This window comes from Microbacterium sp. ZW T6_19 (assembly GCF_044987465.1).
Taxonomy (GTDB): Bacteria; Actinomycetota; Actinomycetes; order Actinomycetales; family Microbacteriaceae; genus Microbacterium; species Microbacterium natoriense_A.
Map to the genome: position 1 here is coordinate 136441 of NZ_JBJDRH010000006.1, position 14894 is coordinate 151334.

Genomic DNA, 14894 nt, shown 5'->3' on the forward strand with positions numbered 1-14894 from the left:
GGGGCGACTCTCGTGCGATGGCGTGGCGGACTTCCGCCGCGCCATCGTCACTCACCCGAAGACGAGCAGCCGCACCCCGTGCGCGGGAACGTCGACCTCGACCCAGCCGCCGTCGATCGGCACCGCCTCACCGGACCACGCGTCTTCGCACTCCGCCACGGCCGGGTCCCTCACGTCCAGGTCATCCACGTGGGCGCGCAGCATCCGCGGCTCACTCCCCAGCCAGAACAAAGCGCGGTACTCCCGACCGCGGGCGTGCGCGCTCCAGATGACTAAGTCGCCGTCGCGCACGATCTCCCGTGCGTCCTGGCCCTCGCGCAGCGCCAGGACGTCGAGGCGCTTCAGCAGCGCCAGGGTGTCGTCCGGGGTGTCCGGCAGATGACCGCCGAACATGAGCGGTGAGCGCAGCAGACACCACAGCGTCATCACCGTGCGCTGCTCCTCCAGCGTGAGTCGGCTCAGGCGGTCACGCCCGACATGCCCGCGGATGCCGATCCGCCCGAACGGCAGCATGTCGGCATCCGCCCACGCCCCGGGCCGCTGGAACGGCGCCCACCGCGCGGCGCGCTGGAACTGCTCGAGCACCTGCGGCCACTCGTCCCAGAAATCGTCCGAGATCCGCCACAGCTGCGCGTGACTGCGCAGGGACTCCGCGTGCGCGGTCGACAACTGCTTTCCCGGCGAGAGGCTCAGCACCATCGGCCGTCCGCTGCGATCGATCGCTCGCGAGAACGCGGCGATCTCCGCCGTCTGCACCGGGGGATACAGCACGTCGTCGAGCTTGATGAAGTCGACGCCCCACTGGGCGAACTGCGCCGCGAGCGAGTCGTAGTACTCCTGAGCGCCTGCCGAATCCATGTCCACGCCGAAGTTGTCCGGGTTCCACGGGCACACGTTCCCGCGATCCGCGATGCTCGCGCAGGTGGCCCCAGGGGCGCCGAGCACGGGAAGCTGCCGCTCGGCCGCCGCACGCGGCACACCGCGCATCATGTGCACGCCGAAGCGCAGGCCGAGCGCGTGGACGCGGTCGGCCAGCGGCCGGAACGAACCGCCCGCTGCCGACGGGAACCGGCTGACCGCGGGCAGCGGGCGACCCCACTCGTCGAGCTCGGGCTGCGACACCTCGCGGTAGTCGTGGTGGCCCGGGTCGGACTCGTACCACTGGATGTCGACCACGACGGTGTCCCAGCCGTACGGTGCGAGGTGCGCGGCCAGGAACTCGGCGTTCCGCACGACCTCCTCTTCGGTGACCGAGGAACCGAAGCAGTCCCAGCTGTTCCAGCCCATCGGCGGCAGGAGCGCCGCGTCACGGCGGGCGGCAGCACCGTTCACGACGCGTCCACCGCGCGGAGGTGAACGACCACGGCTCGCTCCGGGTGGAAGGTGGGGAACTCCAACCCGGCCGTCGACAGCAGGCCGCCGGGGAACACCGGAGCACGACCGTCGTCGCCGTCGAGATCGGGCGCGCGCAGCCAGTCCGGGATCTGCCAGGGCGGTCCGAGCGTGTCCGGCACGCTGGCGGACAGCCGGTACCGGCGACCCGGGTCGACCCCGCCGAAGCGGATGCGTGCAAGAGTGTCGGGAGTCGAGCGCGGTGTGACGATCGTGTACAGCGCCTCGCTGCGATCCTCCGCGACGACGCCGCGCATCGACGGCGCCCACGGATCGCTCTCCCCGCCGCCGACCGTTCGCCCGGTCTGGATGAGTCGGCGGTGACGACGGAAGCGGGCGATCCATGCGGCGAGCTCGGTCTGCTCGGCGTCGCTGAGGTCGCGGATGTCCCACTCGATTCCGAAGTGGCCGAGAAACGCCACGGCGCAACGGAAGTGCAGATCAGACGAGCGTCCGGTCACGCTCGACACCGCCGAGGCGACGTGCGATCCCATCATCTCCGGCGGGACGAGCAGTCCGGTGCTGCGCAGGATCTCGAAACGGTCGATCGGATCATGGTTGTCAGAGGGATGGATGCGATCGGTGCGCTCGAGGATGCCGAGGTCGACGCGTCCGCCCCCTGAGGCGCAGCTCTCGATCTCGAGGTCGGTGTGGCGGGCGCGCAGCTCGTCCAGCAGGCGATAGAGCGCGCGGGTCTGTGCGTGCACCGCGGGGGCGCCCGTCGCCGGGTTGCCCGCTGCGACGAGGTCGCGGTTGTGGTCCCATTTCAGATAGCTCACGCCGATGTCGCGGATCAGCGCGTCGAGCGTCTCCAGGATGTGCGTGAACGCCTCGGGCTGCGTGAGATCCAGCACCTGCTGGAAGCGGTATCGGGCGGGAAGCTCCTCCCTCGCTCGCAGGATCCAGTCGGGATGGGCGCGTGCGAGGTCGGAGTCCTCGTTGATCATCTCGGGTTCGACCCACAACCCGAACTCCATGCCGAGCTCCCTGACCCGGTCGGCGAGCGGCCGCAGCCCTTCCGGCCATGCCACCGGGTCGGGCGACCAGTCGCCGAGCCCGGCGCGATCGTCGCTGCGCCCGCGGAACCAGCCGTCGTCGAGCACGAACCTCTCGACGCCGAGTGCGGCGCCCCGCTCGGCCAGATCGATGAGGGTGGCTGAATCCTGCGCGAAGTAGACCGCCTCCCAGACGTTCAGAGTGACCGGTCGATCCCGTTTCGCTGACCGCGAGACCCCGCGCAGAAAAGCGTGGAATCGGGCAGACGCGGAGTCCCAGCCCTCGCCATGGCTGCCGTACACCCACGGACCCGTGTACTCCTCGCCGGGCGCGAGACGGATCTCGCCCGGCAGCAGCAGCTCGCCGCCGCGGAAAGCCAGGGTCCCATCGCCGCGTTCGAGGGCATGCTCGTGGTCCCCGCTGAATCCGACATGGAACATCCACACCTCGCCCGCATCGGAGGAGAAGCCCGGCGTGCCGGCGAGCATGACCGTCGTGGCGTCCAGTCCGGTCCGTCCCCGCCGCGAGGGGCGGGCGTGCATGCCGCGAACCACGGGGTGCCGTTGCGGCTGGCGCTCATGGGCCCACCGTCCGGAGAAGTCGACGATCTCGGTCGCGCGGGTCGGCACGGGCAACGCGACCGAGAGGTCCTCGACCTCGAGCGGCGATCCCTCGCGCGCCTCGTTGCGCACCCCGGCGCGGATGCGCAGCAACCCAGTCGCCGTGAGATCGATCTCTGTCCGAAGCTGGATCGCGGATTGCTCGTCTTGAGCCTCTACGGTGACCGACGCGGCTCCGGTCTGGATGACGCCCTCCGACAGGGACGTTCCATCGACGACGACCGTGTCGACACGGAAGGACGACGCCCAGCCGGCACCGGCTCGATGCGCGCTCAACCCTGGGCGCCCGAACCACCCCCGGCTGTGCTCTGGAAGCACAGAAGGTCGATAGGGGAGATCGGAAACATCGTCGAGACCTGGCCTTTGCTCCGCGAGGGCGAACGCGAGCAGATCGTCGTCGGTCGCCGTGATCCGCGCACCCCAGTGAAGGACGAGCGGAAGTTCGTGTGCGAAGCACGCCAGCACCAGGGAGACGTCGTCGGCGGCGAGGTGGATGACGCGAACGGATTGCATGGGGACCATTCTGCACGGTCGCTGCGCTGCAGTACAGTCAGAGATCGATCTCACGTTCTCAGGAGGATTCATGTCCGCACACGCACTCCCGCCCGCTGCCATCCGACTGACGGCGGGCACTTTCGACCGACGTCGGCGTCGGAACCGCGACTACCTCCTCTCGCTCTCCGAACGAAATCTCGTGCAGAACCACCTGATCGAGGCCGGCATCGGAGATCAGGCGTGGCACCTGCATCCGTCGGGCGCGTCCGCCGCGGATCGCGGCCTCGACCGGCATTGGGGATGGGAGACTCCGGGGTCGCTGCTGCGCGGCCATTTCCTGGGGCACTGGATGTCGGCGGCTGCGCGTGAGGCGGCTGCCACCGGAGATGCGATGCTGCGCGCCAAGCTCGACGGCGTGCTCGATCTGCTCGCACGATGCCAGGAGGAGAACGGCGGCGAGTGGGTCTTCGCGACACCGCCCTCGTTCCTGCGCCGGCTGGCGGAGGGCCGTGACGTCTGGGCGCCGCAGTACGCGATCCACAAGACCTTCATGGGCCTCATCGACGTGCACCGCGACCTCGGCGACGAGCGCGCTCTGCAGATCGCGCATCGTGCGGCAGGAGCGATCGCCGCCTGGGCGCGCGACTTCGACCAGGAGCGCTTCCAGGAGATCCTCGATATGGAGACCGGAGGGATGCTGGAGGTCTGGGCGGATCTGCTCGATGCGACCGGAGACGATCTGTACCGCGATCTCCTCGACCGCTACTGGCATGCGTCGCTGTTCGATCCGCTGCTGGCGGGGGAGGACGCGCTCACCAACATGCACGCCAACACGACGATCCCCGAGGTGCTGGGCGCCGCCCGCGCCTATGAGGTCACGGGAGACGAGCGCTGGCGGCTCGTCGTCGAGCAGTACTGGGAGTGGGCGGTCACCCGCCGCGGCGCCTTCTGCACCGGAGGCCAGACGTCGGGAGAGATCTGGACGCCGCCGTTCTCCTTCGCCGCGCGTCGGGGCTCGAAGACCCAGGAGCACTGCACGGTCTACAACATGATCCGCCTCGCCGACGTCCTGTACCGGTGGAACGGCGACCCGGAACACCTCGACTACATCGAGGCGAACCTGCACAACGGACTGCTCGCGCAGCAGCATCCGGAGACGGGGATGGTCGCGTACTTCCTGCCGCTGGAAGGCGGTGCCCGCAAACAGTGGGGCACACCGACTGAGGACTTCTGGTGCTGCCACGGCACGCTCGTGCAGGCGCATACGAGAGTGGCGCCGCTCGCGGTGTATGCCGACGACGAGGCGCTCACGGTCGCGCAGTACGTGCCGGTGCGCGCCCAGGTCACCGCAGCGGTCGGCCCGGTGACGATCGACGTCGGGCTGAGAGACGACGCGAGCTACGTCGGCCCCGACGCGAACGGCGGCCCTGGCGGCGAGATGCACCGCCCGCGGGCGCTGCGGGTGCAGGTGTCTGTGACTTCCGGCGAGGGCACGTCGACGCGGGTGCGGCTGCGGATCCCGGCATGGACGTCGGGTGAGCCTGTCGTGACCACGAGCGCATCATGGACGCGCGACGGCCGGTTCATCGAGCTCGCTCACCGTGGCGGGGAGTCGACCGTCGATCTCGAGTTCCCGCACGAGCTGCGCACGGTGCCGATCCCCGACGAGCCGGGCACCGTCGCTTTCGTCGAAGGCCCGATCGTGCTGGCCGGCCTCGTCGACCGCGAGGTCTCCCTGCAGGGCGACCCCTCCGATCCGTCCACGCTCCTCGCTGCCGACGATGAGCGTCAGTGGGCCCAGTGGCTGGTGCGGTATCGCACGGTCGGGCGCGACGCCGGCATCCGCTTCATCCCGCTCAACGAGGTGACCGACGAGCGGTACTCGGTGTACTTCCCGGTGCGCGCGGCCGTCAGTCCCTGACGAGTGCCCGGGTCGAGCCGCGCTCGACGAGCTCAGTGGGCATGACGATGGCCTCCGTCGAGACCTCGCCGCCTGCTGCGGCGTGCGCGAGTATGCGGACGGCCTCCGATGCCATCTCGCGGATCGGCTGACGGATCGTGGTCAGAGAGGGATGCAGCCAGCGTGCCCCTCTGACATCGTCGAACCCCACGACGAGGACGTCGCGGGGGATGGCGCGGCCGCTGTCCGCGATCGCCCGGTATGCGCCGGCCGCCATCTCGTCGGAGCAGGCGAACACACCGATCGGACCGTCACCCGGGAGCTCTGCCAGCGCTCGCGCGCATGCACGTCTGGCGTCCCATGCGCTCCAGTCGGCGCTGGTGCGCACGCACGGCGCCCCTGGCGCGATCTCGTCGACGGTGCGGACGAAGCCGTCCACGCGTGCACGTCCATAGCGGTACGACGGTGCTCCTCCGATCACGACGAACCGTCGGGCACCGCGCTCGTCCAGGTGCCGGGCGGCGGCGGCGCCGCCCGCGCTGTCCGTCGTCCGAAGGCTCGGCAGGGGGCTCGACGCCTCGGACGGCGGTTCCATCAGCACCAGCGGGATCCCTGCCCTGCGCATCGCGGCGATCTGGGTGCTGGTGGGCACGATGAGGCCGACGATCACCCCGGCGGAGCCCCGCGAGCGGATCCGTTCGGGCCAGTCGTCGGCCGGTTCGTCGCGCTCCGCGGTGAGGACGAGGTCGTACCCGAGCCGGGAGGCCGTCGTGCGGGCGCCCGCGGTGATCTCCTCGGTGTACGGATCGTGGAAGTGCCCGAGCACGAGGTCGAACATGAGCGAGGTGCCGCGTCGCGGGCGGCCCCGCACCTGTCCGGTGGTGGAGTAGCCCAGCTCGGACGCGGCCCGCAGCACGCGGGACCTGGTATCTGCTGCCATCTCGCCGCGCGCTCGCAGGGCGCGCGATGCCGTGGCCACGCTCACCCCCGCCCGGCCGGCGACGTCGGTGAGCGTGATGCGGGAAAGAGAGGGCACCCGACCATTTTGCGCAAATTGCATCCGCTTCGCCACCCGGCGGTGGCATCGTGTCGGTCGTTGCACATGCCCGTCGATGCGGAGGGACGAGTCGATGAAGACGACGCTGCCGACAGCGCTGATCGCGCGCGGAGCCGAGGTGTGCCGGGAGACCCCGGCGGCCCGGCAGGAGACGCGGTCGTGACCGCGCGGAGAGCCCTCGTGGTGCGCGGGGGGTGGGACGGACACCGCCCGGTCGAGGCCACAGACCTGTTCCTGCCCTTCCTCGCGGACAACGGCTTCGAGGTGCGGGTCGAGGACTCCAACGAGATCTACGCCGATCGCGAGGAGATGGACCGCACGGACCTCATCGTGCAGAGCGTCACGATGTCGGAGATCTCGAACGAGGCCTTGACCGGTCTTCGTGGTGCGGTCGAACGCGGCACGGGTCTCGCCGGATGGCACGGCGGCATCGCCGATTCCTACCGCAACAGCTCGGACTACCTGCAGCTGGTCGGCGGGCAGTTTGCGACGCACCCGGCCAAGCATCCTGACGCACGGGAGGGCGGAGAGGCAGACAACTTCCTCTGCTACACCGTCGACCTCACCGACCTCGGGCGCGAGCACGAGATCATGACCGGTGTCGAGGACTTCACCCTGCGCACAGAGCAGTACTGGGTGCTCACCGACGACCTCAACGACGTGCTCGCCACGACGACTCATCCCGTGCAGCCGTTCCATCCTTGGCACCGCCCGATCACCTCGCCTGCCGTCTGGACGCGGCAGTGGGGGAAGGGCCGCGTCTTCGTCGCCACACCAGGGCACAGCCTCGTCGTCCTCCGGGACACGAGCGTGCGAACCATCATCGAAAGGGGGATGCTGTGGGCCAGCCGCACGGCATCGGAATAATCGGTCTCGGCGTCATCTCGGCGCAGTACCTCGACACGCTCGGCGCGCACCCTGGTGTGCGCATCGCCGCCACCGCCGACCTCGACGCTGCCAGGGCCGAGTCGGTCGCGGCGCGGTATCCCGGATGCCGTGCGCTCAGCGTCGATGAACTCGTCGCCGACGCGGCAGTCGACACCGTGATCAACCTCACGATCCCGGCCGCGCACGCAGATGTCGCGCTCGCCGCGCTCGCCGGCGGCAAGAACGTCTTCGGCGAGAAGCCGCTGGCGGCGACGCTGCCGGATGCCCGGCGGGTCATGGCCGCGGCCGGCTCCGCCTGGGTGGGCTGTGCTCCGGACACAGTGCTCGGCACCGGCATCCAGACGGCGCGCGCCGTCGTCGATGCCGGCGGGATCGGCAGGCCGGTCGCCGCGGTGGCGACGTGGGTCTCCGCGGGGCACGAGGCGTGGCATCCGCACCCCGACTTCTACTACCGCGAGGGCGGGGGGCCGCTGTTCGACATGGGTCCGTACTACCTCACCACGCTGTTCCACCTGCTGGGGCCCGTCGCCCGCGTCTCCGGGGCGTCTTCCCGCCCCAAGGCCGTGCGCACGATCGGCTCGGGTCCCCGTGCGGGAGAGAAGATCCCGGTCGAGATCGACACGCACGTGACCGGCATCCTCGAGCATGTCGGCGGAGCGGTGTCGACCGTCACCTTCAGTTTCGACGGAGCGGCGACGGATGCTGCCCCGCTCGAGATCCACGGCGAGACCGGCACGCTGTCGGTGCCCGACCCGAACCTCTTCGAGGGTGTCGTGCGGGTGCGTCGGCCGGGAGAGGGCGCCTGGAGCACGGTGACGGAGCGCGCCGGCTACGAGAACGCCGGCCGCGGGATCGGCGTGCTCGACCGACTCGCCACCGGGGCCGGGAGCGCACGCGGCGACATCGCCCTGCACGTGCTGGAGATCATGACGGCCTTGACGGAGTCCGCGCGCAGCGGGCGCCGCATCGATCTGACCACTGCGCCGGAGCGTCCCGCGCTCATCCCCTTCACTCCCGAGAACGCCTGGAGGCAGCGTTGAGCACCACCACCACCGCCCGCGCGATCATCGACCTCGATGTGACAGGTCATCGCATCAACCGGCACATCTACGGGCACTTCGCCGAGCATCTGGGGCGCTGCATCTACGACGGCTTCTGGGTGGGTGAGGACTCGGCCATCCCGAACGTGCGCGGTATCAGACTCGACATCGTCGAGGCTCTGCGCGCCCTCGACATCCCCAACCTCCGCTGGCCCGGCGGATGCTTCGCCGACACGTATCACTGGCGCGACGGCATCGGTCCGCGCGAGCAGAGGCCGCGGATCGCGAACACCAACTGGGGCGACGTGGTGGAGAACAACCACTTCGGCACTCACGAGTTCATGGACCTGTGCGACCTTCTCGGCGCCGACGCCTACGTCAACGGCAACATCGGCAGCGGCACCGTGCAGGAGATGGCCGAGTGGGTCGAGTACCTCACCCGCGGGGACGACAGCCCGATGGCCCGGTTGCGGCGCGAGAATGGCCGGGACGAGCCGTGGAAGGTGCCGTTCTGGGGCCTCGGGAACGAGGCGTGGGGATGCGGCGGCAACATGTCCGCCGCGCACTACGCCGAGGAAGCACGGCGATACGCCACCTTCACCCACAACCATGGCGAGAATCGCCTCACCCGGATCGCGGCCGGCGCCAACGAGGACGACCTCGATTGGACCCGTGTGCTGATGAAGACGCTCATGGACTGCCACGGCTGCACGCTCTACGGCAACCTCCCGTACCAGGCGATCTCCTTCCACTACTACACGCACTCCGGATCGGGCATCAACACCGAGGACGCCGCCCCCTTCAGTGACGAGAAGTACTACGAGACGATGGCCTACGCCGCCGATGTCGAGCGGGTCGTGCGCGGACACGTGGCCGTGATGGATTCCTACGACCCCGACAACCGCGTCTCGCTGGTCTGCGATGAATGGGGAACCTGGTGGAACGTCGAGGAGGGCACGAACCCCGGCTTCCTGTTCCAGCAGAACACCGTGCGCGACGCCCTCGTGGCAGGACTCCACTTCGACGTCTTCCATCGCTATGCGCGGCGTCTGTCGATGGCGAACATCGCCCAGACGGTCAACGTTCTGCAGGCGATGGTGCTGACCGACGGCGATCGACTCGTGCTGACGCCGACCTATCACGTGTTCGAGATGAACAAGGGGCACCAGGATGCCCTGCAGCTGACCGCTCATGTGCGGGATCTGCCGACGACGAGGGTGCGCGGTGAGGATCTGCCCCTGATCTCGATGTCGGCGTCGACTCGCGAAGAGACCGCGCTCATCTCGCTCAGCCATCTCGCGGTCGACGCCGACTGCACGGTGAGCATCGACCTGCGCGGCCGGGGCGCGACAGTGTCCCGCGCTCGGGTGCTCACCGGCGATGACGCCTCGGCCTTCAACGACGCCGCGACGCCCGACCGGGTGGCCCCGCGCGCGCTCGACGCCGTGCTGCGCGACGGGATGCTGACCGTGACCATGCCGCCGCACTCCTTCGCGACGGTGGAACTGGAACTGGAGCCGGAAATCCCGGCGATCGAGCGAGAGGAAGTGGCGTCATGACGACGAGTCCGCTGCGGGTGGCAGTGATCGGTGCAGGTTTCATGGCGCGGGCGCATTCGCACGCCTGGCGCACCGCACCGCGTTTCTTCGACCTGCCGCGGGATCCGCGGCTCTCGGTGCTGGTGTCGCGCGAAGAGGCGCGCGGGCAGAAGGCGGCGCACGACTGGGGCTGGGACAGCTGGTCGGACGACTGGCGGGCCGTCATCGAACGTGACGACATCGATGTCGTCGACATCTGCACGCCAGGCGACACCCACGCGGAGATCGCGATCGCGGCTCTCGGCGCCGGCAAGCACGTCCTCTGCGAGAAGCCGCTCGCGAACGACCCGGCCGATGCCGCCGACATGGTCGCCGCCGCGGATGCCGCCGCACGGCAGGGCATCGTCGCGATGTGCGGCTACAGCTATCGACGCACGCCCGCGCTCGCCTCGGCTCGCCGCCTCATCGCGGAGGGGGCCCTCGGCACCATCCGGCACGTGCGGGCGCAGTATCTGCAGGACTGGTTGAGCGACGCGGACGCCCCGCACACCTGGCGTCTCGACCGGGCCTCGGCAGGCTCCGGTGCTCTCGGCGACATCGGTGCGCACAGCATCGACACCGCGCAGTGGCTGACCGGCGAACGGATCGAGGGAGTGTCCGCGCACCTCCGCACGTTCGTGACTTCGCGCCCCCGACGCAGCGCCGAGGTGGGTCTCGGTGGCACGGGCGACCTCGACGCCGAGCGGCTGCCGGTCGACGTCGACGACGCGGCGGCGTTCATCGCCGGGTTCAGCGGCGGTGCGCTCGGGGTGTTCGAGGCGACGCGCATGGCGCTCGGGCATCGCAATGCCAACCGCATCGAGATCAACGGCGACCGTGGCTCCATCGCGTTCGACTTCGAGAGGATGAACGAGCTCGAGTACTACAGCGAGGACGACGCCGACGATCGCCGCGGATTCCGCACGATCCAGGCCACCGATCCCGCGCACCCGTACGCCGAGGCGTGGTGGCCCACCGGGCACGGGCTCGGTTACGAGCACACGTTCACTCACCAGGTCGTCGACTTCGTGCGATCGATCGACGGCACGCCGGAACCGCCGACGTTCGCCGACGCGTACCAGGTGCAGCGGGTGCTCGCAGCAGTCGAGGAGAGCGCCCGCGACGAAGGTCGCTACACCCGGGTGCGCTGACGCGCACCCTTGATTCGCAACACCCGCCACGTTTCTACGAAGGAGTCGTTCATGGCACGTCCGATCACGTTGTTCACCGGTCAGTGGGCCGATCTTCCGTTCGAGGAGGTCGCTCGTCTTGCGGGGGAGTGGGGCTACGACGGCCTGGAGATCGCCTGCTGGGGCGATCATATCGATGTGTCCCGCTGGGATGATGAGGCGTATGTGCAGTCGCGCCGCGACATCCTGGAGCGCAACGGCCTTCAGGTGTGGGCGATCTCGAACCATCTCACCGGACAGGCGGTGTGCGACGACCCGCTCGACGCGCGCCACCGGGACATCCTCTCCGATCGGGTCTGGGGCGATGGCGAACCCGAGGGCGTCAGGCTGCGGGCGGCGGAAGACCTGAAGAACACGGCCCGTTTCGCCGCGAAGCTCGGCGTCACGACGGTGAACGGCTTCACGGGGTCGAGCATCTGGAAGGCCGTCGCGATGTTCCCGCCGGCGTCGGATGAGTTCATCGCGGCGGGGTATCAGGACTTCGCCGATCGGTGGAACCCGATCCTCGACGTCTTCGAGGAGGTGGGGGTGCGGTTCGCGCTCGAAGTGCACCCGTCCGAGATCGCGTACGACTACTGGACGGCCAAGGCGACGCTCGACGCGATCGGGCGCCGCAAGAGCTTCGGCTTCAACTTCGACCCCTCGCACTTCGTCTGGCAGCAGCTGGATTCGGTCGCGTTCGTGCTCGACTTCGCCGATCACATCTTCCATGTGCACGTGAAGGAGTCGATCACGAACCTCGACGGCCGCAACGGAGTCCTCGGGTCGCACCTGCCGTGGGCCAATCCGCGGCGTGGGTGGACGTTCGTCTCGACCGGGCACGGCGCCGTGAAGTGGGAGCCGCTGTTCCGGGCTCTGAACGCGATCGGCTACACCGGCCCGACGAGCGTCGAGTGGGAGGATGCCGGCATGGACCGGCTGCACGGCGCCCCCGAGGCTCTCGCGTTCGTGCGGAAGCTCGCGGCGATCACTCCGCCGGACGCCTCGTTCGACTCCGCTTTCTCGACCAAGACAGAGGACGTCCGCTGAGCGCCGAGCGCTGAGCGGGCGTCCTCTGTGGGCCGGGGTGCCGAGAGCCTCAGTCTTGATCGAGCGAGGCCAGTTCGTCCCGGGTCAGCTCGAGGTCGGCGGCGGCGGCGGAGTCGACGACCGACTGCGGCCGCTTGGCCCCCGGGATCGGGATGACCGCCGGCGCCTGCGCCAGTTCCCAGGCCAGCGCGACCTGCTGGGCGCTCACGCCGCGGGCCTCGGCCACCTGCCGGAAGGCCGGGTGGCGGGCAGCCAGCTCCTTCGCATCCGACAGGCCGCCGAGCGGGCTCCAGGCGAGGAAGGCCAGACCCAATTCGGCGCAGACGTCGATCTCGGGTCGGCTGCTGCGGAACTTCGGACTGAACTGGTTCTGAACACTGACCAGGCTGTCGCCCAGCGCCTCGTGCGCCGCCCGGATCTGAGCAGGGTCGACGTTGGAGACCCCGATCATCCGCACCTTGCCGCTGGCAGCGATCTCGGTGAGCGCGCCGATCGTCTCCGAATAGTCGATCGTGGGATCGGGGCGGTGGTGCTGCCAGAGCGCGATCTGCTCGACTCCGAGCCGGGACAGACTGGCGTCGACCGCGCGGTGCAGATGCTCGGGCCGGCCATCGTGGTCCCAGCCGCCACCCTGGGTGCGGAAGGCACCGCCCTTGGTAGCGAGGAGAACGCGGTCGCGGACGCCCAGCTCGTCGAGTATCGAGGCGACGAGCTTCTCGTTCTCACCCTGGGCTCCGGCACCCAGCTCGTCGCCGGGTCCGTAGGCGTCGGCGGTGTCGAAGAGCGTGACGCCGGCGTCGAGCGCGGCGCGGACGGTGTCGAGCAGCTGCGGGCGGGGCTGGTGGCCGGTCTGGTCGAAGGTCATCAGGCCGAGCCCGATCGCTCCGACTTCGATGCGGCCGACGGTGTCGTTGCCGACTGTACGAGTATGCATGGGTAGATCCTTCGGTGGGGGTGAGGGGGGAGTGAGCGAATCGGGGGACGAGGCCTGCGCCTCGCCCCCCGATCAGCGCTCTTGGTCAGCTCGCGTCGTATGCCGCCTGCCAGATCTCCAGGTAGCGGTCGACGCCCAGCCCGTTGAGGCCGTCCAGGTAGCCGTTCCAGTCGCCGTCGCTGTTCGGGTCACGCACTCCGGTGACGAACTCGGCGGTCGATGTCGCCACGTTGCTCTCGATGTTGGCGGTCAGCGTGGACAGCTCGTTGCCGTCTTCGACGGGGACCCAGAGGTCCCAGTACGGGAAGATCGCGTCGGAGTCCTTGCCGTCGTACAGTTCGGTCGCCTCGAAGAGCCGACGCTCGTAGCCCGGCTGCGTGTTGATGTCGAGCGGCGCCACCTGCGCATTGCGGAACTCCGTCGTCTCGAACACCTGAGCCATCGGACCCCAGCTGCCGTTGTAGTCGGCTTCGTTCTCCTCATCTACCAGGATGTCGAAGAAGGTCGCGTCGAGCTCGGAGTCGAGTGCGACCTCTCCCTCCTCCGCAGCTCGCCAGCCGATGTTCTCTTCGCCGAACTCACCGCGCATGTGCCCTTCCTCGGTGAAGAGATAATCCATCATCTCCATGATCACCTTCTGCTCCGTCTCGTCGGCGGCCTTCGTGACGACGAAGGTGGCTCCGGGGATGCTCGGCAGCTGGTACGTCGCATTCGCACCCCCTGGTCCCTCGAGCGGAGGAATCGGGAAGTACTGGTTGTCGCGACCGTCTTCCTGACCGACGCTCACGAAGATCCCGGAATGGATGGTCGTGGCGCCGCCGACGATCACTGCGTCGGCGTTGTTGCCCGTGCCCTGCATGGTGTCGTCACCCTGCGAGAACGCCGCGGGATCGATGAGGCCTGCCGCCCACAGCTTGTTGAGGAACTTCAGGCCTTCCCGCCATCCGTCCTGCATCGGCTGCATCTGCACCGTGTCGCCGTCGAGTCCCAGCGAGACAGGCTGGCCGTTTGCACCGGCTCCGGTGTTGAAGGAGTTGGAGACGAACGCGTTCATGATGTACGGCACGATCGACCACTGCGAACTGCCGGTGATCGGGATCTCATCCGCGACGCCGTTGCCGTTGGGGTCGCCCGTCTTGAACGCCATCATGACATCGAAGAACTCGTCGGGTGTCGTCGGCGCGTCGAGTCCGAGCGCGTTCAGCCACTCCTGGTTGATCCAGAACTTGTACGGATAGGAGCAGTGGTAGCAGTCGTTCCACTGCGGAAGGCCCCAGATCTTTCCGTCGGGTGCCGTGGCGAGCGACTCGAAGCCGGGCTCGGCGGCGAGGGCGTCGGCGATGTTCGGCGCATACTCGTCGATGAGATCGTTCAGGGGCAGGATCACGCCCTGATCGCCGTAGCGCTGCAGCTCGGCCTTGTTGAACTGCGACGCCCACGGGACGAGCATGTACGCCTCGGGCAGGTCGCCACCCGCCAAGGAGACCTGGCGAGCCTCGTTCGCCGCCCCTGATTCATAGCCGGTCGTCTCGAACTGGATGTCGACGTCGAACTTCTCCTCCATGAGGAGGGTGAACGAGTTTGTGTTGAGATCCATCTGGCCGCTCTGTTCTCCGAAGATGGTGATGACCTTCTGGTCGTCTTCTTCGCTGGGGGAACAGCCGACCAGCGCGGCGGCCAGTACCGCGACCGCCGCGATGCCGGCGACGGAGCGACGGCTGTGTCGCATCGTGTCGGATAGGTGTTGTCTGGACAATGTCTTGCCTCTCTGTGGTG

The 14894-nt window shown here is 68.8% G+C and carries 11 protein-coding genes; 6 read left to right on the top strand and 5 right to left on the bottom strand.

Going from position 1 to position 14894, the window contains the following annotated elements:
* Positions 1–51 precede the first annotated feature (51 nt).
* Positions 52–1332: an alpha-galactosidase gene (locus ACI3KT_RS10955; RefSeq protein ID WP_404904225.1), complete on the bottom strand. Its 1281-nt coding sequence runs from the start codon at positions 1330–1332 to the stop codon at positions 52–54.
* Positions 1329–3521, bottom strand: a complete 2193-nt coding sequence (locus ACI3KT_RS10960) for an alpha-galactosidase (RefSeq protein WP_404904227.1) — start codon at positions 3519–3521, stop codon at positions 1329–1331. The genes ACI3KT_RS10955 and ACI3KT_RS10960 overlap by 4 nt, the downstream gene beginning before the upstream one ends.
* Positions 3522–3591: 70 nt before the next feature.
* Here ACI3KT_RS10960 and ACI3KT_RS10965 point away from each other — a divergent pair, with 70 nt between their 5' ends.
* Positions 3592–5424, top strand: coding sequence for a beta-L-arabinofuranosidase domain-containing protein (locus ACI3KT_RS10965; RefSeq protein ID WP_404904229.1), 1833 nt, complete (start codon positions 3592–3594; stop codon positions 5422–5424).
* Here the strand turns inward: ACI3KT_RS10965 and ACI3KT_RS10970 are convergent.
* Positions 5414–6439, bottom strand: a complete 1026-nt coding sequence (locus ACI3KT_RS10970; RefSeq protein ID WP_404904230.1) for a LacI family DNA-binding transcriptional regulator — start codon at positions 6437–6439, stop codon at positions 5414–5416. The genes ACI3KT_RS10965 and ACI3KT_RS10970 overlap by 11 nt on opposite strands.
* A gap of 180 nt (positions 6440–6619) precedes the next feature.
* On the opposite strand from ACI3KT_RS10970, the gene ACI3KT_RS10975 reads away from it, so the two are divergent.
* Genes ACI3KT_RS10975 through ACI3KT_RS10995 form a run of 5 tightly spaced genes read left to right on the top strand, consistent with a single transcriptional unit; the run spans position 6620 to position 12184 of the window.
* Positions 6620–7327, top strand: coding sequence for a ThuA domain-containing protein (locus ACI3KT_RS10975; protein WP_292906036.1), 708 nt, complete (start codon positions 6620–6622; stop codon positions 7325–7327).
* Positions 7300–8388 carry a Gfo/Idh/MocA family protein gene (locus ACI3KT_RS10980; protein WP_404904232.1) on the top strand — a complete coding sequence of 363 codons (1089 nt, stop codon included), beginning with the start codon at positions 7300–7302 and terminating at the stop codon, positions 8386–8388. The genes ACI3KT_RS10975 and ACI3KT_RS10980 overlap by 28 nt, the downstream gene beginning before the upstream one ends.
* On the top strand, positions 8385–9947 hold the full coding sequence (locus ACI3KT_RS10985) for an alpha-N-arabinofuranosidase (protein WP_404904234.1): 1563 nt from the start codon (positions 8385–8387) through the stop codon (positions 9945–9947). The genes ACI3KT_RS10980 and ACI3KT_RS10985 overlap by 4 nt, the downstream gene beginning before the upstream one ends.
* Positions 9944–11116, top strand: coding sequence for a Gfo/Idh/MocA family protein (locus ACI3KT_RS10990; RefSeq protein ID WP_404904236.1), 1173 nt, complete (start codon positions 9944–9946; stop codon positions 11114–11116). The genes ACI3KT_RS10985 and ACI3KT_RS10990 overlap by 4 nt, the downstream gene beginning before the upstream one ends.
* Positions 11117–11167: 51 nt before the next feature.
* On the top strand, positions 11168–12184 hold the full coding sequence (locus ACI3KT_RS10995) for a sugar phosphate isomerase/epimerase family protein (RefSeq protein WP_404904237.1): 1017 nt from the start codon (positions 11168–11170) through the stop codon (positions 12182–12184).
* A gap of 49 nt (positions 12185–12233) precedes the next feature.
* Here the strand turns inward: ACI3KT_RS10995 and ACI3KT_RS11000 are convergent, their stop codons facing one another.
* Both ACI3KT_RS11000 and ACI3KT_RS11005 read right to left on the bottom strand, forming a co-directional pair.
* Entirely contained in the window at positions 12234–13118 is an 885-nt protein-coding gene (locus ACI3KT_RS11000; RefSeq protein ID WP_404904238.1) for an aldo/keto reductase, read from the bottom strand.
* Between the two features lie 85 nt (positions 13119–13203).
* Positions 13204–14847: an ABC transporter substrate-binding protein gene (locus tag ACI3KT_RS11005; RefSeq protein WP_404904240.1), complete on the bottom strand. Its 1644-nt coding sequence runs from the start codon at positions 14845–14847 to the stop codon at positions 13204–13206.
* Positions 14848–14894: the final 47 nt, after the last annotated feature.